Origin of the sequence: Enterobacter sp. BNK-8 (assembly GCF_048685095.1) — a bacterium.
In the GTDB taxonomy this organism is placed as follows: domain Bacteria; phylum Pseudomonadota; class Gammaproteobacteria; order Enterobacterales; family Enterobacteriaceae; genus Enterobacter; species Enterobacter quasiroggenkampii.
The window spans coordinates 4460143-4485591 of sequence record NZ_JBLQTN010000001.1; the positions used below are offsets into that span (position 1 = coordinate 4460143).

The 25449-nt window shown below is 58.4% G+C and carries 25 protein-coding genes; 13 read left to right on the forward strand and 12 right to left on the reverse strand.

Features of this window, described 5'->3' with window-relative positions:
• Positions 1-30 precede the first annotated feature (30 nt).
• Positions 31-1692: a putative transporter gene (locus ACMGGU_RS21560; RefSeq protein ID WP_111967621.1), complete on the forward strand. Its 1662-nt coding sequence runs from the start codon at positions 31-33 to the stop codon at positions 1690-1692.
• Here ACMGGU_RS21560 and ACMGGU_RS21565 read toward each other — a convergent pair.
• Positions 1660-2406, reverse strand: a complete 747-nt coding sequence (locus tag ACMGGU_RS21565; RefSeq protein WP_023618235.1) for a GntR family transcriptional regulator — start codon at positions 2404-2406, stop codon at positions 1660-1662. The two genes, ACMGGU_RS21560 and ACMGGU_RS21565, sit on opposite strands and share 33 nt — an antisense overlap.
• 221 nt (positions 2407-2627) lie before the next feature.
• Here ACMGGU_RS21565 and ACMGGU_RS21570 point away from each other — a divergent pair, with 221 nt between their 5' ends.
• The 4 genes from ACMGGU_RS21570 (at position 2628) to ACMGGU_RS21585 (ending at position 6346) form a co-directional block, all read left to right on the forward strand.
• The gene (locus ACMGGU_RS21570) at positions 2628-4250 is read left to right on the forward strand and encodes an alpha-glucoside-specific PTS transporter subunit IIBC (RefSeq protein ID WP_024907386.1); all 1623 of its coding nucleotides are present in this window, start codon (positions 2628-2630) and stop codon (positions 4248-4250) included.
• On the forward strand, positions 4247-5569 hold the full coding sequence (locus ACMGGU_RS21575) for a 6-phospho-alpha-glucosidase (protein ID WP_395299683.1): 1323 nt from the start codon (positions 4247-4249) through the stop codon (positions 5567-5569). Before ACMGGU_RS21570 ends, ACMGGU_RS21575 begins: the two co-directional genes overlap by 4 nt.
• 92 nt (positions 5570-5661) lie before the next feature.
• Positions 5662-6009 (forward strand): YidH family protein, encoded by a 348-nt coding sequence (locus tag ACMGGU_RS21580; RefSeq protein WP_024907384.1) that lies wholly within the window; start codon positions 5662-5664, stop codon positions 6007-6009.
• Complete coding sequence (locus tag ACMGGU_RS21585; RefSeq protein WP_048030328.1) at positions 5999-6346, forward strand: DUF202 domain-containing protein; 348 nt, start codon at positions 5999-6001, stop codon at positions 6344-6346. Before ACMGGU_RS21580 ends, ACMGGU_RS21585 begins: the two co-directional genes overlap by 11 nt.
• An 83-nt stretch (positions 6347-6429) precedes the next feature.
• On the opposite strand, the gene dsdA is transcribed toward ACMGGU_RS21585, so the two are convergent.
• Positions 6430-7716, reverse strand: a complete 1287-nt coding sequence (gene dsdA / locus ACMGGU_RS21590) for a D-serine ammonia-lyase (RefSeq protein ID WP_048030329.1) — start codon at positions 7714-7716, stop codon at positions 6430-6432.
• A gap of 17 nt (positions 7717-7733) precedes the next feature.
• Entirely contained in the window at positions 7734-9071 is a 1338-nt protein-coding gene (gene dsdX, locus ACMGGU_RS21595) for a D-serine transporter DsdX (RefSeq protein WP_048030330.1), read from the reverse strand.
• Between the two features lie 204 nt (positions 9072-9275).
• Between dsdX and dsdC the strand changes: the two genes are divergently transcribed.
• Positions 9276-10202 (forward strand): DNA-binding transcriptional regulator DsdC, encoded by a 927-nt coding sequence (gene dsdC, locus ACMGGU_RS21600; RefSeq protein WP_420300902.1) that lies wholly within the window; start codon positions 9276-9278, stop codon positions 10200-10202.
• A gap of 84 nt (positions 10203-10286) precedes the next feature.
• The gene (locus tag ACMGGU_RS21605; RefSeq protein ID WP_262766270.1) at positions 10287-11375 is read left to right on the forward strand and encodes a glycoside hydrolase family 5 protein; all 1089 of its coding nucleotides are present in this window, start codon (positions 10287-10289) and stop codon (positions 11373-11375) included.
• Here the strand turns inward: ACMGGU_RS21605 and emrD are convergent.
• The 9 genes from emrD to ACMGGU_RS21650 all read right to left on the reverse strand — a co-directional run bounded on the left by emrD (position 11278) and on the right by ACMGGU_RS21650 (position 19331).
• Positions 11278-12462, reverse strand: coding sequence for a multidrug efflux MFS transporter EmrD (emrD, locus tag ACMGGU_RS21610; RefSeq protein WP_420300903.1), 1185 nt, complete (start codon positions 12460-12462; stop codon positions 11278-11280). The genes ACMGGU_RS21605 and emrD overlap by 98 nt on opposite strands.
• A 175-nt stretch (positions 12463-12637) precedes the next feature.
• Positions 12638-13471 carry an EamA family transporter gene (locus ACMGGU_RS21615; RefSeq protein ID WP_045909373.1) on the reverse strand — a complete coding sequence of 278 codons (834 nt, stop codon included), beginning with the start codon at positions 13469-13471 and terminating at the stop codon, positions 12638-12640.
• A gap of 62 nt (positions 13472-13533) precedes the next feature.
• A complete protein-coding gene (locus tag ACMGGU_RS21620; RefSeq protein ID WP_420300904.1) occupies positions 13534-13980 on the reverse strand; it encodes a GNAT family N-acetyltransferase in 447 nt (148 codons plus the stop codon).
• Positions 13981-14044: 64 nt separating this feature from the next.
• Positions 14045-14134, reverse strand: a complete 90-nt coding sequence (gene tisB / locus ACMGGU_RS21625) for a type I toxin-antitoxin system toxin TisB (protein WP_023309830.1) — start codon at positions 14132-14134, stop codon at positions 14045-14047.
• A 401-nt stretch (positions 14135-14535) separates the two neighbouring features.
• Positions 14536-16944: a T6SS phospholipase effector Tle1-like catalytic domain-containing protein gene (locus tag ACMGGU_RS21630; protein WP_420300905.1), complete on the reverse strand. Its 2409-nt coding sequence runs from the start codon at positions 16942-16944 to the stop codon at positions 14536-14538.
• The gene (locus ACMGGU_RS21635; protein WP_045909375.1) at positions 16932-17543 is read right to left on the reverse strand and encodes a DUF3304 domain-containing protein; all 612 of its coding nucleotides are present in this window, start codon (positions 17541-17543) and stop codon (positions 16932-16934) included. The genes ACMGGU_RS21630 and ACMGGU_RS21635 overlap by 13 nt, the downstream gene beginning before the upstream one ends.
• Positions 17531-18142, reverse strand: a complete 612-nt coding sequence (locus ACMGGU_RS21640) for a DUF3304 domain-containing protein (protein WP_420300906.1) — start codon at positions 18140-18142, stop codon at positions 17531-17533. The genes ACMGGU_RS21635 and ACMGGU_RS21640 overlap by 13 nt, the downstream gene beginning before the upstream one ends.
• Positions 18130-18744: a DUF3304 domain-containing protein gene (locus ACMGGU_RS21645; RefSeq protein ID WP_395299687.1), complete on the reverse strand. Its 615-nt coding sequence runs from the start codon at positions 18742-18744 to the stop codon at positions 18130-18132. The genes ACMGGU_RS21640 and ACMGGU_RS21645 overlap by 13 nt, the downstream gene beginning before the upstream one ends.
• The gene (locus ACMGGU_RS21650) at positions 18732-19331 is read right to left on the reverse strand and encodes a DUF3304 domain-containing protein (protein WP_420300907.1); all 600 of its coding nucleotides are present in this window, start codon (positions 19329-19331) and stop codon (positions 18732-18734) included. The genes ACMGGU_RS21645 and ACMGGU_RS21650 overlap by 13 nt, the downstream gene beginning before the upstream one ends.
• A 321-nt stretch (positions 19332-19652) precedes the next feature.
• On the opposite strand from ACMGGU_RS21650, the gene ivbL reads away from it, so the two are divergent.
• The 6 genes from ivbL (at position 19653) to ACMGGU_RS21680 (ending at position 25326) form a co-directional block, all read left to right on the forward strand.
• Positions 19653-19751 carry an ilvB operon leader peptide IvbL gene (gene ivbL, locus ACMGGU_RS21655; protein ID WP_057979964.1) on the forward strand — a complete coding sequence of 33 codons (99 nt, stop codon included), beginning with the start codon at positions 19653-19655 and terminating at the stop codon, positions 19749-19751.
• Between the two features lie 106 nt (positions 19752-19857).
• Positions 19858-21546 carry an acetolactate synthase large subunit gene (gene ilvB / locus ACMGGU_RS21660; protein ID WP_167214796.1) on the forward strand — a complete coding sequence of 563 codons (1689 nt, stop codon included), beginning with the start codon at positions 19858-19860 and terminating at the stop codon, positions 21544-21546.
• Between the two features lie 3 nt (positions 21547-21549).
• The gene (ilvN, locus tag ACMGGU_RS21665; RefSeq protein ID WP_008500144.1) at positions 21550-21837 is read left to right on the forward strand and encodes an acetolactate synthase small subunit; all 288 of its coding nucleotides are present in this window, start codon (positions 21550-21552) and stop codon (positions 21835-21837) included.
• 81 nt (positions 21838-21918) lie between these two features.
• Positions 21919-22512, forward strand: a complete 594-nt coding sequence (gene uhpA, locus ACMGGU_RS21670) for a transcriptional regulator UhpA (protein ID WP_022646555.1) — start codon at positions 21919-21921, stop codon at positions 22510-22512.
• Positions 22509-24014, forward strand: coding sequence for a signal transduction histidine-protein kinase/phosphatase UhpB (gene uhpB, locus ACMGGU_RS21675; protein WP_353143351.1), 1506 nt, complete (start codon positions 22509-22511; stop codon positions 24012-24014). The genes uhpA and uhpB overlap by 4 nt, the downstream gene beginning before the upstream one ends.
• Positions 24007-25326, forward strand: a complete 1320-nt coding sequence (locus ACMGGU_RS21680) for an MFS transporter (protein ID WP_126288224.1) — start codon at positions 24007-24009, stop codon at positions 25324-25326. The genes uhpB and ACMGGU_RS21680 overlap by 8 nt, the downstream gene beginning before the upstream one ends.
• The last annotated feature ends 123 nt before the right edge of the window (positions 25327-25449 follow it).

The window sequence follows — 25449 nt, forward strand, 5'->3', positions numbered from 1 at the left end:
ATAACTAAGGTTATGCCAAGGAAGTGGATCATGAGTGATATCGCGTTAACCGTCAGCGTGTTGGCCCTGGTCGCTGTTGTTGGCCTGTGGATAGGGAATATCAAAATCCGCGGCGTCGGGTTTGGGATAGGCGGGGTGCTGTTTGGCGGCATTTTTGTCGGCCACTTTGCCGACCAGCTCGGGCTGGTGCTGAGCGCCGAAATGCTCCACTTTACTCAGGAGTTCGGCCTGATCCTGTTCGTTTATACCATCGGGATTCAGGTGGGGCCGGGTTTTTTCGCCTCTCTTCGTGTTTCCGGCTTACGGCTCAACCTATTTGCCCTCGGCATTGTGGTGATGGGCGGGCTGGTCACCGCCATTCTGCATAAAATCTTTGCTATCCCGCTGCCCGTAGTGCTGGGCATTTTCTCCGGGGCGGTCACCAACACGCCCGCGCTCGGTGCCGGGCAGCAAATCCTGCGCGATTTGGGCATCGAACCCGGCATCGTCGACCAGATGGGGATGAGCTACGCCATGGCCTATCCGTTTGGCATTTGCGGCATTCTGCTCTCCATGTGGCTGGTCCGCGTCCTGTTTCGCATTAACGTCGATAAAGAGGCAAAGGACCACGAAACCACGCTTACCAACGGCCATATGCCGATCAAAACCATCAACATTCGGGTTGATAACCCCAACCTGAACAATATGGCGATTCAGGACGTGCCGATCCTGAACAGCGCCAATATTATCTGCTCCCGCCTTAAGCGCGACGATATGCTGATGGTGCCCGCGCCCGGCACCATCATTCAGCAAGGCGATCTGCTGCACCTGGTTGGCCAGCCTGGGGATTTGAACAACGCGCGGCTGGTGATTGGTCAGGAAGTGGATACCTCGCTCTCCACGCGCGGCACCGATATGCGGGTGGAACGCGTTGTGGTGACTAACGAGCACGTACTGGGTAAAAAAATACGCGATCTGCAGGTAAAAGAGCGCTATGACGTGGTGATCTCCCGCCTCAACCGTGCGGGTGTCGAGCTGGTCGCCAGCCCCGAGGCCAGCCTGCAGTTCGGGGATATTCTCAACCTGGTGGGTCGCCCGTCGTCCATCGACGCCGTGGCGGATATGGTGGGTAACGCCCAGCAGAAGCTGCAGCAGGTGCAGATGTTGCCGGTGTTCATCGGTATTGGGCTTGGCGTGCTGCTCGGCTCCATCCCACTGTACGTGCCGGGCTTCCCGGTGGCGCTCAAGCTTGGCCTGGCGGGCGGGCCGCTGATTATGGCGCTGATCCTCGGGCGTATCGGCTGCATCGGTAAGCTCTACTGGTTTATGCCGCCGAGCGCCAACCTGGCGCTGCGCGAGCTGGGCATCGTGCTGTTCCTGGCGGTGGTCGGGCTGAAGTCCGGCGGGGATTTCGTCGATACGCTGATCAAGGGCGAAGGGATGAGCTGGGTCGGCTACGGCATCTTTATCACGGCGATTCCGTTGCTGACGGTGGGCATACTGGCGCGGATGTTCGCCAAAATGAACTACCTGACGCTGTGCGGCATGCTGGCGGGCTCCATGACCGATCCGCCCGCGCTGGCCTTTGCCAACAACCTGCACACTACCAGCGGCGCGGCTGCACTCTCCTATGCCACCGTCTACCCGCTGGTGATGTTCCTGCGCATCATTACGCCGCAGCTACTGGCGGTGCTGTTCTGGGGGATGGGCTAGCAGGTCGTCCGGGTGGATGCGCCGCAGATGGTAGTCCACCTGGTAATCACTGGTATTTCGGAACATCACGGAATAATTGAGGAACTCGCCGCTGTCGCTGTAGGAAAGGGAGGTGATACGCAGCAGCGGCGTCTGTTCCGGCAGGTTCATATAACCCGCCAGCTGCTTATCGGCCAGCACCGGCGTCAGGCTCTCGTAGTTGCCGCTGATGGTGATCCCGCACTCCTTCTCGATGTAATCAAACTTTGACCCTTCAAGATGCGCCAGCGACAGATTGCGAAACAGCTTCACCGGCATAAAACTGTCCTCCAGCATCAGCGGCTTTCCGTCCACGTAGCGCACCCGTCGGGAAAAGTAGATCCGCTCATCCACCTGAATTCGCAGCTGGCTGGCGATGGCGGGCGGGGCGGGCATCACTTCGAACTGCAGCACCTTGCTCTGCACCTCTTTTCCCTGCTGACGCAGCACTTCCACCAGCCCGGTCAGGTTGGTGGTTTCGTGGTGAACGTCTTTGCGTGACACAAACGTGCCGCTGCCGTGCCGCCGTTCAACCAGCCCCCAGCTCACCAGCAGATCCAGCGCCTTGCGGATGGTCATTCGCGCCACTCCGAACTCCTGCGCCAGCGCTTTCTCGCCCGGCAGCGGACTGCCGATATTGTAGTCCGACGAATTCAGCCGCAGCCGCAATCTGTCAGCAATGGATTTGTAGATCACCAGTAGACCTCTCTGCCCTTATCAGGGCGTGGATGGCGTCCTGACATGTCCATATTTACCGCAAAAAGTAGACCTGATTGGTCAAAATAAAACCATGAATGCGATCACGAATCGCAGCGGCACGCCATGTTCGCGCATCAGTAAGTTCTTATGCTCACCTCAGGCCAGCAAAAAACCATAAAGGCCTCTACCCCTACAGGTTGTTTCATGAGGATTTAAAAATGCTCAGTCAAATACAACGTTTTGGCGGTGCCATGTTTACCCCGGTGTTGCTGTTTCCGTTCGCCGGGATCGTGGTGGGAATCGCCATCATGCTTCGCAACCCGCTGTTTGTCGGCGAAGCCTTAACGGCCCCCGATCATCTTTTCGCGCAGATTGTTCACATCATTGAAGAGGGCGGCTGGGCGGTGTTCCGCAATATGCCGCTGATTTTTGCCGTCGGCCTGCCGATTGGCCTGGCGAAGCAGGCCCAGGGCCGTGCCTGTCTGGCGGTGCTGATTAGCTTCCTGACCTGGAACTACTTCATCAACGCGATGGGGATGACCTGGGGCCACTTCTTTGGCGTCGACTTCTCCGCCGAACCGACGGCCGGTAGCGGGCTGGCGATGATTGCCGGCATCAAAACGCTCGATACCAGCATCATCGGTGCAATCGTGATTTCAGGCATCGTCACCGCCATCCATAACCGCTATTTTGACAAGCCGCTGCCGGTGTTTCTGGGGATTTTCCAGGGCAGCTCGTTTGTCGTTATCCTCGCGTTCTTCGTCATGATCCCCTGCGCCTGGCTGACGCTGCTGGGCTGGCCGAAAGTGCAGATGGGCATTGAGTCTCTGCAGGCGTTCCTGCGCTCTGCCGGGGCGCTGGGCGTGTGGGTTTATACCTTCCTGGAACGCATTCTGATCCCAACCGGATTGCACCACTTCGTCTACGGTCCGTTCATCTTCGGCCCGGCGGCGGTGGAAGGGGGGATTCAGGTCTACTGGGCGCAGCATCTGCAGGAATTCAGCCAGAGCACCCTGCCGCTGAAAACCCTCTTCCCGGAAGGCGGCTTCGCCCTGCACGGTAACTCAAAAGTGTTCGGCTCGGTCGGGATTGCGCTGGCGATCTGGTACACCGCGTCGCCGGAAAACCGCGTCAAGGTCGCGGGGCTGCTGGTCCCGGCCACGCTTACCGCGGTGCTGGTGGGCATTACCGAACCGCTCGAATTCACCTTCCTGTTTATCTCGCCACTGCTGTTTGCCGTTCACGCCGTGCTGGCGGCGACCATGGCGACGGTGATGTACACCTTCGGCGTGGTCGGGAACATGGGCGGCGGCCTGCTGGACCAGTTCCTGCCGCAAAACTGGATCCCGATGTTCCATAACCACGCCGCGACGGTCTTTACCCAGATCGGCATTGGCGTCTGCTTCACCGGAATTTACTTCGTGGTTTTCAAAACGCTGATTGCACGTCTGAACCTGAAAACCCCGGGCCGGGAGGAGAGCGAAATCAAGCTCTACAGCAAGGCCGACTATAAGGCGGCGCGCGGGCAAACCACCGCCCCGGCCGCGGCCAGCCAGCAGGTCGGGCAGGCCGCCGGATTCCTGCAGGCGCTCGGCGGCGCGGCCAACATCGAAAGCATCAACAACTGCGCCACCCGCCTGCGCATCGCCCTGGTCGATATGGCGAAAACGCAAAGCGATGACGTCTTCAAAGCCCTCGGCGCCCACGGCGTGGTGCGACGCGGCAACGGCATTCAGGTGATTGTCGGCCTGCACGTTCCTCAGGTGCGCGACCAGCTGGAATCGCTGATGAAAACCCCCTTAACGAATGAACAAACCACCCTGACAGAGGCTATATCATGAAAAAATTCTCAGTTGTCATTGCAGGCGGCGGCAGCACCTTTACGCCTGGTATCGTCCTGATGCTGTTAGCCAACCGTGACCGTTTCCCGCTGCGCGCGCTGAAGTTCTATGACAACGACGGCGCGCGTCAGGAGACCATCGCCGAAGCGTGCAAAATCATCCTTAAGGAGCAGGCGCCGGAGATTGAATTCAGCTACACCACCGATCCGAAAGCGGCCTTTAGCGATGTCGATTTCGTGATGGCGCATATCCGCGTGGGCAAATACCCGATGCGCGAAAAAGATGAAAAAATCCCGCTGCGCCACGGCGTGCTGGGCCAGGAAACCTGCGGCCCGGGCGGGATTGCCTACGGCATGCGCTCTATCGGCGGCGTGCTGGAGCTGGTGGATTACATGGAGCAGTACTCTCCGAACGCGTGGATGCTGAACTACTCCAACCCGGCGGCGATTGTCGCGGAAGCCACGCGCCGCCTGCGTCCGAACGCCAAAATCCTCAATATCTGCGATATGCCGATCGGCATCGAAGGGCGCATGGCACAGATTGTTGGCCTGAAAGACCGCAAAGAGATGCGCGTGCGCTACTACGGCCTGAACCATTTCGGCTGGTGGACGTCAATTGAAGACCTGAACGGCAACGATCTGATGCCGAAGCTGCGCGAATACGTGGCGAAAAACGGCTATGTTCCGCCTTCTGACAATGCTCACACCGAGGCGAGCTGGAAAGATACGTTCGCTAAAGCAAAAGACGTGCAGGCGCTGGATCCGGATACCATGCCGAACACCTACCTGAAGTATTACCTGTTCCCGGACTACGTGGTCGCACATTCCAACCCGGAACGCACCCGCGCCAATGAGGTCATGGATCACCGTGAGAAGCACGTGTTCAGTTCCTGCCGGGCGATTATCGAGGCGGGAAAATCCTCCGCCGGCGATCTGGAAATCGATGAACACGCGTCGTACATCGTCGATCTGGCGACCGCGATTGCCTTTAATACCCAGGAACGCATGCTGCTGATTGTGCCAAACAACGGGGCCATCCATAACTTTGATGCCGATGCGATGGTGGAGATCCCTTGCCTGGTAGGCCATAACGGACCGGAGCCGCTCACGGTGGGCGATATTCCGCACTTCCAGAAAGGGCTGATGAGCCAGCAGGTAGCGGTGGAAAAACTGGTGGTGGATGCCTGGGAGCAGCGCTCGTACCAGAAACTCTGGCAGGCGATCACCCTGTCGAAAACCGTGCCGAGCGCGTCCGTCGCGAAAGCGATTCTGGATGACCTGATCGAGGCCAACAAGGATTTCTGGCCAGCGCTGCACTGATCGTCCTGACCGGCATCATCCGATGCCGGTCTCCTTGTCCTTGTCGATTTACGCTATGCTGAAGCCTGCCCGTAGCTCGACAAGGAACCTTTATGAAAATTTCCCGCCTCGGCGAAGCGCCGGACTACCGCTTCTCGCTGGCTAATGAACGCACGTTTTTAGCGTGGATCCGCACCGCGCTGGGGTTTCTTGCCGCCGGGGTGGGGCTCGACCAGCTCGCGCCTGATTTCGCCACCCCGCTGATTCGCGAGGTGCTGGCGCTGCTGCTGTGCCTGTTCGCGGGCGTGCTGGCGATTTACGGCTACCTGCGCTGGCTGCGCAATGAAAAAGCGATGCGTTTGAAGCAGGATCTGCCCTATACGCGCGGGTTACTCATCATCAGCGCGATTTTGCTGGCGGTGGCGGGTGTGGTGATGGTGCTGGTGTTCTATGGCGGATAGCCGCAAAGCGCGACGCGAAGCGGACCCCGGCCTGCAGCCGGAGCGGACGTCACTCGCCTGGCTGCGCACGCTGCTGGGGTATGGTGCGCTGATTGCCCTGGCGATTAAGCACAACTGGCACCGCACCGGGGTGCCGTTCTGGATCTCGCTTGTTGTGCTGGCGCTGGTGGCGATCGTTTTATGGCGCTATACCCGCAGTCGTAATCTGATGGACGTGGCAAAAGAGGATGTTGTGCAGCCGAAGGCGGTGCGGGATAAGTTCCTGATCGCCCTGGCCGTGCTGTCTCTGTCTTTACTCTTCGCAGTGACTCACATTCAGCAAATTGTGAGCTTATAAAGCCCGGTGGCGGCTACGCCTTACCGGGCCTACAACTGCCGCGAACCGTAGGCCGGGTAAGGCGCAGCCGCCACCCGGCATAATTACTTCCCTTTCGCCAGATACTTCGCCATCTCGTCTTCCGGCACCATGCCGCCGCCGGTCGCCCACACCAGGTGGGTAACGCTGGCATCTGAAGGCACGCGCAGCGGTCCGGCCATGCCCGCCAGCGCGGACGGTTCCAGCCGAATGCCTTCCTCCTGCGCCAGCCAGCCGAGCATGTCGTACATGCTCTGATCGGAAAGCGTATAGAACCCGTCAAGCAGGCGCTCCATGGCGCGGCCCACGAAGCCAGACGCGCGTCCTACCGCCAGCCCGTCCGCTGCCGTTACGTTATCAATGCCCAGGTCCTGTACGGCAATCTCGTCGTGCAGGCCGGTGTAGACGCCCAGCAGCATGCACGGGGAGTGCGTGGGCTCCGCGAAGAAGCAGTGGACGTTGTCACCAAAGGCCAGCTTCAGGCCAAACGCCACGCCGCCAGGGCCGCCGCCGACGCCGCACGGCAGATAGACGTACAGCGGATGATCGGCATCCACCACGCGGCCCTGTGCGGCAAACTGCGCCTTTAGCCGCTCGCCTGCCACCGCGTAGCCCAGGAACAGGGTGCGGGAGTTTTCATCGTCAATGAAGAAACAGTTCGGATCGCTTTCTGCCGCTTTGCGTCCCTGCTCCACCGCCACGCCGTAATCCTGCTCATATTCCACGACGATGACGCCGTGGCTGCGCAGTTTGGCTTTCTTCCACTCGCGGGCGTCGGCGGACATATGCACCGTCACCTTAAAGCCGATGCGGGCGCTCATGATACCGATGGACATCCCCAGGTTGCCGGTTGAGCCTACCGCAATGCTGTACTGGCTGAAGAAGTCCTTAAAGCGCGGCTCCAGCAGGATGCTGTAGTCATCCTCAACGCTCAGTAATCCGGCGTCCAGAGCCAGTTTTTCCGCGTGGGTCAGCACCTCATAGATACCGCCGCGCGCTTTAATCGAGCCGGAAATCGGCAGATGGCTGTCTTTTTTCAGCAGCAGCGTGCCGGGAATAGACTTAGCAGATTCTTTCTCCAGCCGCGCCTGCATTGCCGGGATCGCGACCAGTTCGGATTCAATAATCCCACCCGTTGCCGCCGTCTCCGGGAAGGCTTTCGCCAGATACGGCGCGAAGCGGTTGAGTCGCGCATGGGCGTCGTCCACGTCGGCTTTGGTCAGCCCGACATAGGGCAGCCCTTCCGCTAGCGTGGTGGTGCGCGGGTTAAGCCAGGTGGTTTCTTTCAGGGCAATCAGATCCTCAACAAGAGGAAACTGTGCGGTTAAAGTGGTGATAGTTGCGTTTTCCATAATACGTCTCTTCGCGCTCAGATAATGAAAGAAAGCAGGAATGTGCCGCCAAGTGCAAGCACCGAGGCGATAAACGTCGCCGTCGTATAGTATTTGAAGGTCTCATTCAGGGTCGCGCCGCAGTACTGCTTCACCAGCCAGAAGAGGGAATCGGTCACGATCGTGCAGCCAATTGCGCCGGAACCGATGGCAATGGTGATGATCTCCGGACTGACGTTCGGGTAGAGCGGCAGCATCGGCGCGACGATGGCCGTGGCGCCCATCATCGCGACCGTCGCGGAGCCAACGGCGGCATGCAGCACCAGCGCCACCAGCCAGGCGAGCAGAATAGGGTGCATGTGCAGGTTCGAGAGAATATGCGCCAGCGAGTCCGCCAGTCCGCTGGTTTTCAGGATGGCGTTGAACGCGCCGCCCGCGCCGATAATCAGCAAAATGTTGGCGATAGAGCCAAAGCCGTGCTCCGTATGGGTCAGCATCGCGCCCATGCCCATGTGCTGGCGGATCCCCAGCAGGTAATAGGCGACAAACACGGCGATAAACATCGCGGTGATCGGGTTGCCGATAAACTCCAGCAGCGTATACAGCGTGCCCTCTTTTGCCATATTCAGTTCGGCGATGGTCTTCACCAGCATCAGGGCAATCGGCAGCAGCACCGTAAACAGCGTGGCGCCCAGCGACGGCAGGGTATGCTCCTCCCGCACCTTCAGATCTGAAAATTCCGCCGGAACCGGTTTAAACGGCAGACGATTGCCGAGCAGTTTCAGGAACAGCGGGCCGCCGACCAGAGAGGCCATCAGGCCCACCAGCAGGCCGTAGACGATCACCGTCCCGACGTCCGCCCCTAATTTATTGGTCACAAACAGCGCAGCCGGATGCGGCGGCACCACGCAGTGCACCGCCATCAGCGCGGTACAGAGCGGAATGGCCAGCTTGAGCAGCGACGTGTGGGTCTTTTTGGCGATGGAAAACGCCAGCGGGATCAGCAGGACCACGCCCACTTCCACGAACAGCGTAATGCCGCAGATCAGGCCGACCAGTACCATAATCACGTCTGCTGACAGCCAGCGGCAGCGCTGCAGGGCGATCCCGATGCGCTCTGCCGCGCCGGAAACCTCCATCATCTTGCCGAGAATGGTCCCAAGACCAATCACGGCCGCCAGGAAGCCCAGCGTGCCGCCAATCCCGCTCTCAATGGCGTTTACCATATCCAGCGGGCTCATTCCCATCATTGCGCCGACGAAAAAGCTCGCCAGCAGCAGCGCGAGGAACGGGTGAAACTTCAGTTTTACGATGGTTAAAACAATCAACACAATGCTGACCAGCAGCGTTGCCACAACCCAGACCTGAGATCCCATATCTCACCTCACCCTTATGTCATCTGGGGGTATTGGACGAAAAAGCGGCGTGGGCTGACAAACGATATAAATTGGCGTTCAGGTGAGCCAGATTGAATCAACTGAGTGACTGCGCTCTAAAAAACGCACTTAACTCGCATTAGGTTCACATAAATTCACCCTTAAACGGTATGCTGAGCGCAGAAACCACGCGTGAGAATTGTGATGACCGATGCAAATGAAGCCAGAAACCGGCTGCTCAACGGCTGGCAACTGTCGAAAATGTACACCTTTGAAGTGGCGGCCCGGCATGAATCCTTCGCGCTGGCGGCGGAGGAACTGTCGCTTAGCCCCAGCGCGGTGAGCCACCGCATTAATCTGCTGGAAGAGGAGCTGGGTATTCAGCTGTTTGTCCGTTCGCACCGTAAAGTTGAGCTGACGCAGGAGGGAAAGCGCGTTTACTGGACGCTAAAATCGTCCCTCGACACCCTGAATCAGGAGATCCTGGACATCAAAAACCAGGCGCTGTCCGGCACGCTGACGGTCTACTCCCGGCCGTCGATCGCCCAGTGCTGGCTGGTACCCATGCTGGGCGACTTTACCCGCCGCTATCCGTCAATTTCGCTCACCATCCTGACCGGTAATGATTACGTCAATATGCAGCGAACAGGTGTCGATCTGGCGCTCTACTTCGACGATACCCCGCCAAACCATCTGTCTCACCACTTCCTGATGGACGAAGAGATTTTGCCCGTCTGCTCGCCGCAGTATGCCCGCGAGCATGAGCTGCTGAAAAACCCCGATAACCTTAGCCACTGCACGCTGCTGCACGACCGTCAGGCCTGGAGCAATGATTCTGGTACGGATGAGTGGCTGAGCTGGGCGCAGCACTTTGCGGCGAATATGCCGCCATCATCGGGCATTGGTTTCGATCGTTCCGATTTGGCGATCATTGCGGCCATCAACCACGTCGGCGTCGCGATGGGCAGAAAGCGGCTGGTGCAAAAACGGCTTGAACGGGGCGAACTCATCGCTCCGTTTGGTGACAAGACCCTGAAATGTCATCAGCACTACTATATTTCGACGCTTTCGGGCCGTCAGTGGCCGAAAATTGACGCCTTTATCGGCTGGCTGAGAGAACTGGCAGGTTGAAGAATTATTACGCTTTCGCGCTACACCAAATGTGAAAAAGCGTGCTAAATACAGGTAATGCTTTCGATTTATCCAGGGTAAACCGTGTTAAAGCCTTTTATTGCCTGTGCATTACTGATCTCTTCCGGCTGGGCCATTGCCGCTGAGCCGCCGCTGACGGCCGCCCTTTATGCGCAGCAGCTGGGCGTCGGGATGGATGTGGACTGGGCGCGCACCGAGCGCGGCATACGTGAATTCGACCCGCTGGTGGTACGCGATTTTCGGGCTAAAGGCATTACCCACGTGCGCATCCGTGTCGCCGATGAGCCGACGGAAGCGCGGCTGATCCACCTGCGCAAGCTGGTGGAAGCCTGCGAGCAGTATGGCGTGATCCCGATAGTCGCGTATCAGGCTGATGAATATAAAAACGACCCGAAAGCCGATAACGAGAAAGAGACGGTCAACTGGTGGATTGCCGTGGCGCACTATTTCGGTCAGAGCTACCCGCTGCTGGGTTTTGATCTCATTTATGAGCCCGCCGACAAGCTTAACCACAATCTGGCGTCGTTAAACCGCGTCTATGAAAAAACCATCAAAGCGATCCACGACATCGACCCACAGCGCATGATCTTCATCGCGCCACGCCTGCGTGCCGCGCCGGAGGAGTTATCCAGCCTGAAGCTGCCCGCGCACAGCCAAAACTATCTGCTGGCGGAGTGGCATATTTTCCCGTGGGGGCCGCTGAAGAATGGCGGCAAATACCCGTGGACGTCCGGCACGGCGGCGGAGAAAGCGGCAATCCGTAACCGCATCAATGCCGCGCTGCACTGGCAGCAAAAAACCGGGCACGTTAGCTGGGTCGGGGGCTGGGGCGTGGGAGAATCAAGCCGCTTTACGCCAACCGCCTCGCAAATAGCGTTCGCTACCTTTATGGCCTGCGAGCTGCAAAAGGCGAAAATCCCGTATGCGCTTAACGCGGATTTCCAGTTTTACGACGGGGAAGAGGGCGCCTGGCGGCCTGCGCCAGAGCCGTTGTTGCAGGCGATGATCGCCCCTGTCTGTGAAAAGCCCGGCGAGAAGCCGGGCCATCATGCGGTTAAACCGGCTGCTCGTGATGCGGGACACGCGACGCCAGCGGCAGCCAGCACAGTAAAATCAGCAGCCCCATCAGCGTCATCAGCAACCCCAGACTAGCCTGCCCGGTCTGCGGCATCATCGCCGAGAGCCAGGCCAGCGCGCCGGAACCGATGTTTTGCAAACCGCCCACCAGCGCGCCCGCCGTACCTGCGAGGAACGGGAACGGCTCCATCGCGCCGCTGGTGGCGAGCGGGAACAGCATCCCCGCGCCGAAGAAGAATAGCGCCGCCGGGATGAGCAGCGTCCAGACGGTCATCACGCCAAACAGCCCCGGGATCCACATCATCAGACCCGCCAGCAGACAGCTGATCACCGACTGCCACATCAGGGTGGAGAAGCGTTTGTTTGGTCGCCCGGCAAACCACGCGCCGAAGAACGCCGCCGGGATCGGCAGAATAAACAGAATGCTCACCACCATACTGCTCAGGCCAAGCCCCGCGCCCAGCAGCACGCCGGAGCAGGCTTCAAACACCGCGATACCCGCCAGGCCGCCAATCAGCATCAGCAGGTAGCAGGTGAACGCGCCGTTGCCGAACAGCATTTTATAGCTGGCGATAAGCTTCGTGCGCGGCGCGTCCTGCGGGCGCGTTTCCGGCATCCAGCGCGCCATGCTGAAGGTGACAATCATGCAGAGCACCAGCAGGAAGGCGTAACAGGCGCGCCAGGACCACATGGTGTCCAGCAGGCCGCCGATCAGCGGGGCCAGCAGCGGGCTGACCAGAATGCCCATATTCAACAGGCTGTTGGCATGGCGCAGCTGGGTACCCTGATACATATCGCGCGGTAAGGTTCGCGCCATCACCCCGCCGACGCCGGTCCCGACGCCCTGCAGGGCGCTGGCGGCAATCAATACGGTCAGGTTATGGGTGGTCATCGCAATGACGGTCGCCACCATGAAAATGCTCATGCCCACCAGGATCACCGGGCGACGCCCTACGCGGTCGGAGAGCGGGCCGTAGAAGAGCTGCGAAACGCCATAGGTCAGCAGGTAAGCTGCCATTACGCTCTGTACTGCGCCCTCGCGGACGTTTAATTCCTTTGCCATGTCGGCAATCGCCGGAATGTAGATGGTTTGCGCCATCTGACCGACGGCCACCAGTAACACCAGCATCAACAATAAGTTAACGTTCCGTTGCTTTTTCATGTCGCTGAATACTTTTGCCAAAAGAGAAAAATGAAGAATAAGTGACTGCGCATTCCCATAAATGCGCGAGGAATCTACCACAGAGAGATGACAATTTAAGCATTGTTGTGGTGAATGAAAAAACCGGTAAAGGCAGGATTTGTAAACAAGAACGGCAACTAATGTTGCCAGTGCTTTACGCCAGGCGCAGCAGAATGGCGCCGCCAGCAATGCCCAGCGCCGCCGCGATGCGCAGGCCCGCAACCTTTTCTTTTAAAAGCAAAAATGCGATCAGCGCGCCAAAGAGTATGGAAGTTTCCCGCAGCGCCGCAACCACCGCCAGCGGTGCCTGCGTCATTGCCCACAGCGCCAGACCGTACGAGCCCATGGTGCCAACGCCGCCGAGCAGCCCCTTTTTCCAGTGCAGACGCAGGTAGCCGGATGCCTCGCGTCGACGCGCGACCATCGCCCAGCCGAGCAGGCAAAAGCCGTTCATAAAGAAGGTCCACAGCGTATAGCCCAGCGCGGTGTCTGACAGCCGCACGCCGGTGCCGTCCACCAGGGTATACCCGGCGATAAAACAGGCATTCAGCAGCGCCAGCCAGATCCCCTTGCGCGACTGCATGCGCCCGTTCATCGCCATCGCCAGAATCGACAGGCAAATTACCCCAATGCCGGACCAGGCGAGCCAGGAGAGACGATCGCCAAGCGCCAGCACGCTGATCAGCGCCACCAGCAGCGGTGCGGTGCCGCGCATCAGCGGATAGGTCTGGCTCATATCGGAGACCTGATAGGTCTTTGCCACCAGCACGGTGTACACCACCTGTAAGGCGCAGGAGACTAACAAAAACGGCCAGCTTGCGGCAGAGGGCTGTGGAGAGAAGGGGAGCAGCACCAGGGCAATCAGCGTGGCGGAGCCGCTGACGCTAATCGCGGAATAGAGCTTGTCCGTTCCGGCTTTGACAATGGCATTCCAGCTGGCATGCAGCAGGGCGGCGAACAGCAAAATGCAGAATACGGTGATGGTCATGGCGTATCGGGTGATGAATTGTCACTCAACTGTAACATTCACGCCCTGAAGCTGCCAGCCGGTTACACCGCACAAAAAAGGCGGTGCGTCACCCGCGGTTCGTCCGAGACCAGCGTAAAACCTGCCCGGTGATAAAACCCGTAGGCAGCGTCCGGCGCATGGGTATTGAGGAAATCAAACCAGATGCTGGCATCGGCCATCACGACGGTTAAAAGCTGCTTGCCAATCCCCAGCCCGCGGCACTTCTCGCTGACGTAGAGATGGCGAATACGTCCAGCGCGCGGCTGCTGGCTGAACGGATCGCGATTCAGACCGCACACGCCCACCAGCTTGCCGTTAAGAAACGCACCTAACAGCTTTTCGCCCGGCGCGTTAAAGCGGTTCTCACCCCGCTGCCAGCTCTCTTCAAGCCTGCGCAGCATGTTAAAATTCAGTGCAATACTTTCCGCCTTCAGGGCGATATACCCCGGCTCATCAGGCGTAAGAGGCTCAATTAACAGACGCGACATAGCATTCCCTCGTTATTAAAGAGGGGCGGTTGCCCGCCCCTCTCAGGTGCGACTTGAACCTGAATTACCGAAGGAATTTCAGGACAGCATCAAGCAGTTGCAGTACAGCAACAATGAGTTTGAGGATAAGTATCACCATATCCACTACGCTCATACGCGTCTCCTTTTGGTTAAAAGGAGCACGATGCTGGCGTACCTTTCCGCCGCCTGTTGCCAGCACCTGGATTGACGTAACACAGTGTGCTCACTTCAGGGGTTAAGGCACTGACGGCACCACCCGTTTCAGCCAGGACTTCGTTGCGCCGGTAGAACTGCGGCCCCCTCGCTCACTGCGAACACCCTCAGTATAGATAAATACTGTATGTATGAACAGTATTTTTTGGACAAAAATCGAAAGGCGATCCATACTCAAAAACGTCAAAATCCGTGCCGGAATTGCGCGTTCGTCTTCGATCGCGTATACTTTTTTGCGTTGACGTAACACAGTGTGTTCTGCGGCGACCAACCGCAAAACCCTGATAAAAACCTCGCTTAGGCGGGGTTTTTTGTTTTCTGTCAGTCTGAATAATTCATATTTTCAACGTAAGACCGTATTGCGGCTCTCTTTTGTTCAAAGGCCATTTCCTCCGCTTTTTGACACTCTGCCAGGGCTGCGGCAGGGTAATGAACGCAGGGTATTTGCCGGGTTTTATCCTGCAGTACCCCCAGCGGATATCCCGTGCTGGCATCAAGGACAGAAATGCGTTGTTCGACGGCGGCAGATGGCCCCTGCCCGATATTTTGCAATTCAATAAGAAACTGGACCTCGTGCGTTGAGATGGGGTAACCCAGTCCTGCAACATAGCCCAGCATGGAGAGTGGCTTAACCTGTTTACTCGTCGCTTCGCCGAAATAGATCATACGGTAGATAAAATAACTGCCCCAGGGTTCGCGCGAGCCCAACGCGCTGTGCATAAACCAGGCGCGGGAATCATGGATTTGGTCATCAAAAAGCGCTCTTGTTAGTCCTGAGGGTTCATTGGCATTGCTCTGCTCCCCTTGTGGTGGAAACAGTGTTTCCAGGTGTTGTTTCCCCGCCTCTTTGATCTTTTTAAACTCAACGGGAATGTCATCCTGGTTAAAGGCAAAAACAAAACCTTTGAAGTAATCGAGTACGGCGTAGGTTGTGCTTTTTGCCTGAGTACGAGAAACGCCCTGATAGTCCTCTTTGAACTCGAATGCGGCCTGTAAAAGCTGTGTTTGCCCGAGCAAAGCATCAAAGTCTTTTGGGCCTGTCTTAAGCATCACAAACTGACCCTGCGGGTGGCTACCGAGCTGTTTAATTCGCTCTCTTTCTGCATCTTTTTGTAATTTTTCGCGTTCTCTTTCCCGTTCCGCCCTTTTGCCAGGATCGTTATCCTGATTTTGATTATTGGCTGCGGCGTCGTGATAAAAGCGCTGGCTCCGGAATGTTTCCTGGGCGTAGCGATTGATGCGCCAGGCGGTTATCCAGCCGATTTGGTTTTCAAGCGCTTCGATGATATTGACTCGAGCGCGAACGGGGGAGTAGTGGGTTGCCTGTTCGTCGGGAATGCCAGTTTCGGAAAGAGGTAAATCAAGAGTGAGCTGGCGCCAGGCGTTGAAGCGTTGGATTAGTAAGGGGTCAGTACTAAATTCGTCAACCAGGGCTTCTGGCATAATTCTCCATGAATCTTTTTGTAAATCTTCAGGGAGCGACTCTTTTTGGACTTTTAATGGGGCACCTGAAGTAAAGGCTGCTGCGTATATGTCGTTTAAACAAAGCTGTGATAATAAGAAATCATCGACATTAGCATTTGCTTTCCCCTGATCGCCTGGTGGATACCCGCCCCCAATATCAGAGTGCATCCCAGGATAAACCACCTCTACGGCATATTCAGGATACCGCCCGTCAGCACGACAGATTGAATCGAGTGGGAAGCACAACCGCTGATCGTGAGCCGAAACCAGATGCACGCAGCGCTTAATCAGCGCATTGTCCGGCAATTCCATCGTTCCGTCGGCCCAGCCCATATGACCTTCCGCAACCGGGGCAATATGGGCAATCCCTACGGAAGCGACCGTATCCAGCAGGCCCAGAAATTCAATGCTAATCGGAATTTCACCCTGCTTTGTCGCCAGGCAAAAAGGTTGTAAGGCCCCTTCCCGGGAAGGAGAAAGGAGGGCGTTAAGCCAGTTAACAAAGGCCCGGGCGGAGGCCGCTCCGCGAGAGAAACCGTAAACATAGAGTTTGATTCCCAGCAGCTTAGAGGTGCCCGGCGTTGGCTGCGTTAGCGCGATTTCCAGCGTTTTCCCCAACCCGTTCAGCAGCCGGAAAAGCTCTGTGTGGCGCAGGTATTCTCCATGAGAGTTGGATTGAGAATAGCTGGAGTTCATCGCCTGAATGGAGTGCCAGTTTTCATCATCGCTTAGTTTCCCAAGCCCAAGCGTACGTCGCAGAGCGTCTACCAGCCGAAGCAGACCCCAGATGATGCGCTCCTCGCCGTAAGCTGCGTATTTCAGGCCTGCATCACTGAAGTCGAGATCCAGCACCTCCGGAAAAGGCGTCCCGACGCCGGGAATATAGTATTTGTAATACTGGTTGTGCGCGACGCCGTCCTGATCGACCAGCTCTGCGTTATGCGCGCCGGTGCCCCCTGCATAGCCTTGTCCTATGGTGGCACGGAACAGGCGAGCGATATTGGTCGGATGAGGCGGGGTCGACTCATAGAGGTCATGATTCAGGTTGTTGCCCGTACCGTCAAAGAAAAGGCTGATATGCAGCGTTTTACAGCAGGGAGGTAAGACGCGTCGGTTTGCAGCCGTGCAAAGCTGGTTATGATATGTCGTTTCCAGACTGTCTTGTTTCCTGCAGTTTTGCACAAAGTGTGATTTTTCGGTTGGGAGTCTTCCTTCACCAGGAAAAATCGGTGGAAACCAGACTTTATCAGGGGTTATTTTGGGCATGCTATTGGCTTCTCCATATGCACGGGGTCTTTGACGGGGTAATCCGGGCTGCCGTAGTCGGCGCAGCTGGTGGTGACCTTCACCTGGTCACAGGGCAGGAAGTGAACGGTAATGCCGCAGGTTTTCTGGCCGGTGTAATCGGGGACCGGAACGGTTTGAGTATGTTTTTTATTCAACCTTTTGATTATTGCTCGCCATTCACGGCGTTTATCTGCGTACTCCTGCCATGCTTTGTAATAGGTCTGTTCATCCATTCCTTTAGTATTTGGCCGCTCAGGAGGAGGAATTTGAGGCACATCGCTGGCAAACGCGACGCCCGTTTCCCAGTCAACCTGCACCGTCATTCCGGGCGTCCACGGCCCGCTCACGCCAAAGCAGCATCCCCCACCGCCACCCGAATACGGGCCGATAATATCGAGGCCGGACTGCCCGTTCACGCTGAAGCGGTTGATGGCCCAGCTGGTATGGTTAATGGCTTCAATCGTTCCGCCCACGCCGGGCGGGGCTGGTTCCGTTTTTACGGGCTGGTCACATCCGGCCAGCAGCAGGGCTGCGGCCAGCAAAATGCGGGTACGCCATACTGCACTCACTGGGGACATACTTTCGGCTTCTCCATATGCACGGGGTCTTTGACGGGATAATCCCTGCTGCCGTAATCGGCGCAGCTGGTAGTGACCTTCACCTGGTCACAGGGCAGGAAGTGAACGGTAATGCCGCAGGTTTTCTGGCCGGTGTAATCGGGTATTTGCACCGATTGAGAATGCTGCTGCTTGAAAGACTCTATTTTCTTATACCATTTCTGTTTTTCATCGAAATATGCTTGGGCTACCCTGTATCCTTCTGCATCGCTCAAGCCTGCAAGATCTGGTCTTACAGGCTCAGGGATCTCCGGTACATCGCTGGCAAACGCGACGCCCGTTTCCCAGTCAACCTGCACCGTCATTCCGGGCGCCCACGGCCCGCTCACGCCAAAGCAGCAGCCCCCACCGCCACCCGAATACGGGCCGATAATATCGATGCCGGACTGCCCGTTAACGCTGAAGCGGTTGATGGCCCAGCTGGTGTGGTTAATGGCTTCAATGGTTCCGCCCCCGCCGGGCGGGGCTGGTTCCGTTTTTACGGGCTGGTCGCACCCGGTCAGCAGCAGGGCTGCGGCCAGCAAAATGCGGGTACGCCATACTGCACTCACTGAGGACATACTGTCGGCTTCTCCATATGCACGGGGTCTTTGATGGGATAATCCGGGCTGCCATAGTCGGCGCAGCTGGTGGTGACCTTCACCTGGTCACAGGGCAGGAAATGAACGGTAATACCACAGGTTTTTTGTCCGGTATAATTGGGCAAGGGGGCGTTTTGCGAGTGCTTCTTACTAAATGATTTTAATTTCTTATACCACTCCTGTTTTTTATCGAAATATGCCTGTGCTAATTTGTACCTTTCTTCACTGTTTTTACCTGTTAAATCTGGACTCGCTGGCTCGGGGATCTCCGGCACATCGCTGGCAAACGCGACGCCCGTTTCCCAGTCAACCTGCACCGTCATTCCGGGCGCCCACGGCCCGCTCACGCCAAAGCAGCAGCCTCCACCGCCACCCGAATACGGGCCGATAATATCGAGACCGGACTGCCCGTTAACGCTGAAGCGGTTGATGGCCCAGCTGGTGTGGTTAATGGCTTCAATGGTTCCGCCCCCGCCGCCGGGCGGGGCTGGTTCCGTTTTTACGGGCTGGTCGCATCCGGCCAGCAGCAGGGCTGCAGCCAGCAAAACGAGAGCGCGCCATGCTGCAATCACTGGGGACATACTGTCGGCTTCTCCATATGCACGGGGTCTTTGATGGGATAATCAGGGCTGCCATAGTCGGCGCAGCTGGTAGTGACCTTCACCTGCTCACAGGGCAGGAAGTGAACGGTGATACCGCATGTTTTCTGGCCGGTGTAATCGGGGACCGGAACCGTTCGGGAATGTGTTTTACTGATGGCTTTAATTTTGCTGAACCATTCGTGGTACATCTCGTCATACCGCTCAGCTCTTAAATTCGCATCTTCTTCACTTAAATTACTTAAATTTGGCCTTTTAGGTTCAGGGATTTCAGGCACATCGCTGGCAAACGCGACGCCCGTTTCCCAGTCAACCTGTACCGTCATTCCGGGCGTCCACGGCCCGCTCACGCCAAAGCAGCAGCCCCCACCGCCACCCGAATACGGGCCGATAATATCGAGGCCGGACTGCCCGTTAACACTGAAGCGGTTGATGGCCCAGCTGGTGTGGTTAATGGCTTCAATGGTTCCGCCCCCGCCGCCGGGCGGTGCTGGTTCTGTTTTTACGGGCTGGTCGCATCCGGCCAGTAAAAGCAAAGCCGCGAAAAGCATTGTGTAAAACTTATTCATGTTGTCTTCCTTAACACCAGCCTGTATCCCTCGGCACGCTCTCGTATTTTTGTAGTTGTTCTTAGGTTCGAAGAAATCATAACCACATAAAGCCTGCGGCAATACCCTCGAGCCGCTATTTTCAGATTTTCATAAGAAATTAATATGTGACTGAACCTAATAGCGTTTCGGGCAAATTTGAGAGGTGAAAACGGAGAGCAAACCCAACAAACGAAACGTGATCCCTGGCGCATTTTTGCGCAGATGAAAAATTTTCCATTGTCACGCCCGAAAACCTGTGTTTGTATAAATTCAATCAATGATTCCAAACACAGGTCCCCAATGACTTCATCCATCTTCACTTCGACCCTACTAAAAACTGCGCAACCAGCCGCAGTGGTCGTCGTGCGTGTGGTGGTGGTCGTCGGCAATGCGCCGTAGGGACTGGATCAACACACGAATCCAAAACCCCGCCGGCGCAAACCGGGCGGGGTTTTTCGTTTAGGACCCTCCCCGGAAAGTCGGCTCAGAAGAAAAGGACTGGAGCATGGCAAGTTCGGGCACAACATCCACCAAGACGCGTTTTACCGGCGCGCAGCTGATCGTTCATCTGCTGGAGCGACAGGGCATTACCACGGTTGCGGGCATCCCCGGCGGCACGGTGCTGCCGCTGTACGATGCGTTAAGCCAAAGCACGCAGATCCGCCACGTGCTGGCGCGTCACGAGCAGGGGGCAGGCTTTATCGCTCAGGGCATGGCGCGCACGCAGGGTAAACCGGCGGTCTGTATGGCCTGCAGCGGCCCGGGCGCAACCAACCTGGTCACCGCCATCGCCGACGCGCGCCTCGACTCCATTCCGCTGATCTGCATTACCGGCCAGGTGCCGTCCTCGATGATCGGTACCGATGCGTTCCAGGAAGTTGATACCTACGGCATCTCTATCCCCATCACCAAACATAACTATTTAGTTCGCGACATCGCCGAGCTTCCTCAGGTTATCAGCGATGCGTTCCGCATTGCGCAGTCCGGCCGCCCGGGCCCGGTGTGGATAGACATTCCTAAGGATGTCCAGACCGCAGAAATTGAGATCGACGTTCTGCCTGAACCGGGCGAGCGTGCCCCCGCGCCAGCATTTAGCGCGGAGAGCGTGCGCGACGCCGCCGCCATGATTAACGCCGCCAAACGTCCGGTGCTCTATCTGGGCGGCGGGGCGATCAACGCCGCGGATGAAATCCGCCAGTTTGCGGAAAAAGCCAACCTGCCGACCACCATGACCCTGATGGCGCTCGGCATGCTGCCAAAAGCGCACCCGCTGTCCCTGGGGATGTTGGGCATGCACGGCGCGCGCAGCACCAACTACATCCTGCAAGAGGCGGATTTGCTGATTGTTATGGGCGCGCGTTTTGATGACCGGGCGATTGGCAAAACCGAGCAGTTCTGTCCGAATGCGAAAATCATTCACGTGGATATCGATCGCGCCGAGCTGGGTAAAATCAAGCAGCCGCACGTGGCGATTCAGGGCGACGTAGCCGAAGTGCTGGCGCAGTTGATCCCGCAAACCGAGGCGACCGATCGCGCCGACTGGCGCCAGCTGGTGGCCGATCTGCAGCGCGAGTTCCCGGGCGCGATCCCAACTGAAGGCGACCCGCTGAGCCACTATGGCCTGATCAACGCCGTTGCCGCCTGCGTGGACGACAGCGCGATTATCACCACCGACGTGGGCCAGCATCAGATGTGGACCGCGCAGGCCTACCCGCTGAACCGTCCGCGCCAGTGGCTGACCTCCGGCGGTCTGGGAACCATGGGCTTTGGTCTGCCCGCAGCTGTGGGTGCGGCGCTGGCGAATCCGGACCGCAAGGTCATCTGCTTCTCCGGCGACGGCAGCCTGATGATGAACATTCAGGAGATGGCGACCGCAGCCGAAAACCAGTTAGACGTAAAAATCATCCTGATGAACAACGAGGCGCTGGGCCTGGTGCACCAGCAGCAGAGCCTGTTCTACAAGCAGGGCGTGTTTGCGGCGACCTATCCGGGGATGATTAACTTTATGCAGATTGCCGCCGGCTTTGGCCTGCACACCTGCGATCTGAACGCGGAAGAGGATGCCCACGCGGCGCTGCAGGCGGCGATCTCGCGTCCGGGCCCGGCGCTTATCCACGTCCGTATCGACCCTGAACAAAAAGTGTATCCGATGGTGCCGCCGGGTGCGGCAAATACTGAGATGGTGGGAGAATAAGCCATGCAGAAACAACATGATAACGTCATTCTGGAACTCACCGTCCGCAACCATCCTGGCGTCATGACTCACGTCTGCGGGCTGTTTGCCCGCCGGGCGTTTAACGTGGAAGGCATTCTCTGTTTGCCGATTCAGGGCAGCGAGCACAGCCGCATCTGGCTACTGGTCAACGATGACCAGCGTCTGGAGCAGATGATGGCGCAGATCGACAAGCTGGAGGACGTCACCAACGTGGCGCGCAACCAGTCCGATCCCACCATGTTTAACAAAATTGCGGTGTTCTTCGAATAGATCGCTTAAGGTAGGCGTCTTTCGCTCTTGTAGGCCGGATAAGCGCAGCGCTATCCGGCATTTCAGACCGCAGGAACACACATGACCACCATCGCCCTTATCGACGACCACCTTATCGTCCGCTCTGGCTTTGCCCAGCTTCTCAACCTCGAACCGGATTTCCAGGTCGTGGCCGAGTTTGGCTCCGGTCGCGAAGCGCTGGCGGGCCTGCCGGGGCGCGGGGTGCAGGTCTGTATCTGCGACATTTCGATGCCAGATCTCTCCGGGCTGGAGCTGTTAAGCCAGCTGCCGAAAGGAATGGCGACCATTATGCTCTCGGTCCACGACAGCCCGGCGCTGGTCGAGCAGGCGCTCAACGCGGGCGCGCGCGGGTTCCTCTCCAAACGCTGTAGCCCGGACGAGCTGATTGCCGCCGTGCGCACCGTCTCCACCGGCGGCTGCTACCTGACGCCGGATATCGCCATCAAGCTGGCGGCCGGACGACAGGATCCGCTCACCAGACGCGAGCGTCAGGTGGCTGAGAAGCTCGCGCAGGGGATGTCGGTAAAAGAGATTGCCGCCGAGCTGGATCTGTCGCCGAAGACCGTGCACGTCCATCGCGCCAACCTGATGGAAAAACTCAACGTCAGCAACGACGTCGAGCTGGCGCGCCGCATGTTTGACAGCTGGCAATGAGTCCCGTGTTTTCGCGGCTGATCGCCGTCGTTGCCAGCTTTTTTATCTTCTCTGCCGCGTGGTTCTGCCTGTGGAGCATCAGCCTGCATCTGGTGGAACGTCCTGAGCTGGCGGTGCTGCTGTTTCCCTTCGGCCTGCGACTGGGGTTAATGCTCCAGTGCCCGCGCGGCTACTGGCCCGTTTTGCTGGGCGCAGAGTGGCTGCTACTGGTCTGGCTGGCGCAGGAAGTCGCTCTGGCGCATCTGCCATCATTGATGACCGGAAGCCTGCTTACGCTTCTCCCGGTTGCGCTCATTTCCCGCTACCGTCACCAGCGCGACTGGCGCACGCTGCTGCGCCAGGGGGCGGCGCTGATTGCCGCCGCGCTGCTGCAGTCCCTGCCGTGGGTTGGCGACAAGGAGATGCTCAACGCGCTGCTGCTCACCCTAACCGGTGGCCTGACGCTTGCGCCGACCTGCCTCGTTATCTGGCACTATCTCTCCAGCACCGTCTGGCAACCGCTTGGTCCGGGGCTGGTGTCCCAACCGGTGAACTGGCGCGCCCGGCATCTCATCTGGTATCTGCTGCTGTTCGTGGTGAGCCTCTGGCTTCAGCTGGGTCTACCTGCCGAGCTTTCACGCTTTACGCCGTTTTGCCTGGCGCTGCCGATTATTGCCCTGGCCTGGCACTACGGCTGGCAGGGGGCGCTGATCGCGACCCTGATGAACGCCATCGCGCTGATCGCCAGCCAGACCTGGCACGACCATCCGGTGGATCTGCTGCTCTCGCTGCTGGCACAGAGCCTGACCGGGCTCCTGCTCGGGGCGGGCATTCAGCGTCTGCGTGAGCTGAACCAGTCCCTGCAAACCGAGCTGGCGCGCAACCGGCGTCTGGCTGAACGCCTGCTGGAGACCGAAGAGAGCGTGCGGCAGGAGGTCGCCCGCGAGCTGCATGATGACATCGGCCAGACGATCACCGCCATCCGCACCCAGGCGGGCATTGTCCAGCGTCTGGCGGCGGAAAACGCGGGCGTAAAGCAGGGTGGGGCGCATATCGAGCAGCTTTCACTGGGCGTGTATGACTCGGTGCGACGCCTGCTCGGCAGGCTGCGTCCGCGCCAGCTCGACGACCTGTCGCTGGAGCAGGCGGTGCGTTCCCTGATGCGCGAGATGGAGCTGGAAAGCCGCGGCATTGTCAGTCATCTCGACTGGCGAATTAACGAATCTGTGCTGAGCGAAGGCCAGCGCGTAACCCTTTTCCGCGTCTGTCAGGAAGGACTGAACAATATTGTTAAACACGCCAATGCCAGCGCGGTCACGATCCAGGGCTGGCAGCAGGACGAACGCCTGATGCTGATAATTGAAGACGATGGCTGCGGCCTGCCGCCGGGCTCCGGCCACCAGGGCTTTGGCCTGGCGGGCATGCGCGAGCGCGTAAAGGCGCTGGGCGGCACGCTAAACCTCTCCTGCACCCACGGGACGCGCGTCAGCGTCAGCCTGCCGCTACGGAGTTATCATGTTTAAAACCCCTGCCAGCGCCGCGCCGATTGGCGACAAAGCGGAAATCGACGCCCGCTACCGCTACTGGCGTCGCCATATTCTGATCGCCATCTGGCTCGGCTACGCGCTGTTCTACTTCACCCGCAAAAGCTTCAACGCCGCCGCGCCGGAAATTCTCGCCAGCGGCGTGATGACGCGCACCGACATCGGCCTGCTGGCGACGCTGTTTTACATCACCTACGGCCTGTCGAAGTTCTTCTCCGGCATCGTCAGCGATCGCTCCAACGCGCGCTATTTCATGGGCGTAGGGCTGATCGCCACCGGCGTGGTGAACATCCTGTTTGGTTTCTCTACCTCGCTGTGGGCCTTTGCCCTGCTGTGGGCGCTGAACGCTTTCTTCCAGGGCTGGGGTGCGCCGGTCTGCGCCCGCCTGCTCACGGCGTGGTACTCGCGCAACGAGCGCGGCGGCTGGTGGGCCGTCTGGAACACCGCGCACAACGTCGGCGGGGCGCTGATCCCGATGGTGGTGGGTGCCGCGGCGCTGCACTACGGCTGGCGCGCGGGGATGATGATTGCGGGTGGCCTGGCGATTGTCGCCGGGCTGTTCCTCTGCTGGCGCCTGCGTGACAGGCCGCAGACCGTGGGCCTGCCTGCGGTGGGCGACTGGCGGCACGACGAGATGGAGATTGCCCAGCAGCAGGAGGGCGCGGGATTGACCCGCAAGGAGATCCTCACCAAATACGTGCTGAAAAACCCCTACATCTGGCTCCTCTCGCTCTGCTACGTGCTGGTCTACGTGGTGCGCGCGGCCATCAACGACTGGGGCAATCTGTACATGTCCGAGACGCTCGGCGTGGACCTGGTCACTGCTAACTCGGCGGTCACGATGTTCGAACTGGGTGGGTTTATCGGCGCGCTGGTGGCGGGCTGGGGCTCGGATAAGCTGTTCAACGGCAACCGCGGCCCGATGAACCTGATTTTTGCCGCAGGGATTTTGCTCTCTGTTGGCTCGCTGTGGCTGATGCCGTTCGCCAGCTACGTCATGCAGGCGGCGTGCTTCTTCACCACCGGCTTCTTCGTCTTTGGCCCGCAGATGCTCATCGGCATGGCGGCGGCAGAGTGCTCCCACAAAGAGGCGGCAGGCGCGGCGACGGGCTTTGTCGGGTTGTTTGCCTACCTCGGCGCATCGCTCTCCGGCTGGCCGCTGGCGCGGGTCATCGACATCTGGCACTGGAGCGGCTTCTTCGCAGTGATTGCCATCGCGGCGGGAATTTCCGCCCTCCTGCTGCTGCCGTTTTTACATGCGCAGGCACCGCGTGAAGCCAGTGTGATGTGATGCGCCTCACCTTTTCACCCCGAGTGGCGCAAAACTAAGAAATTTTCCCGGTTTTACCTGGACGCTGTCTCAGGCATCTCTCCCGGCTGATTTTTACAATGCTGCAAAAATCAGCTCAGGAGT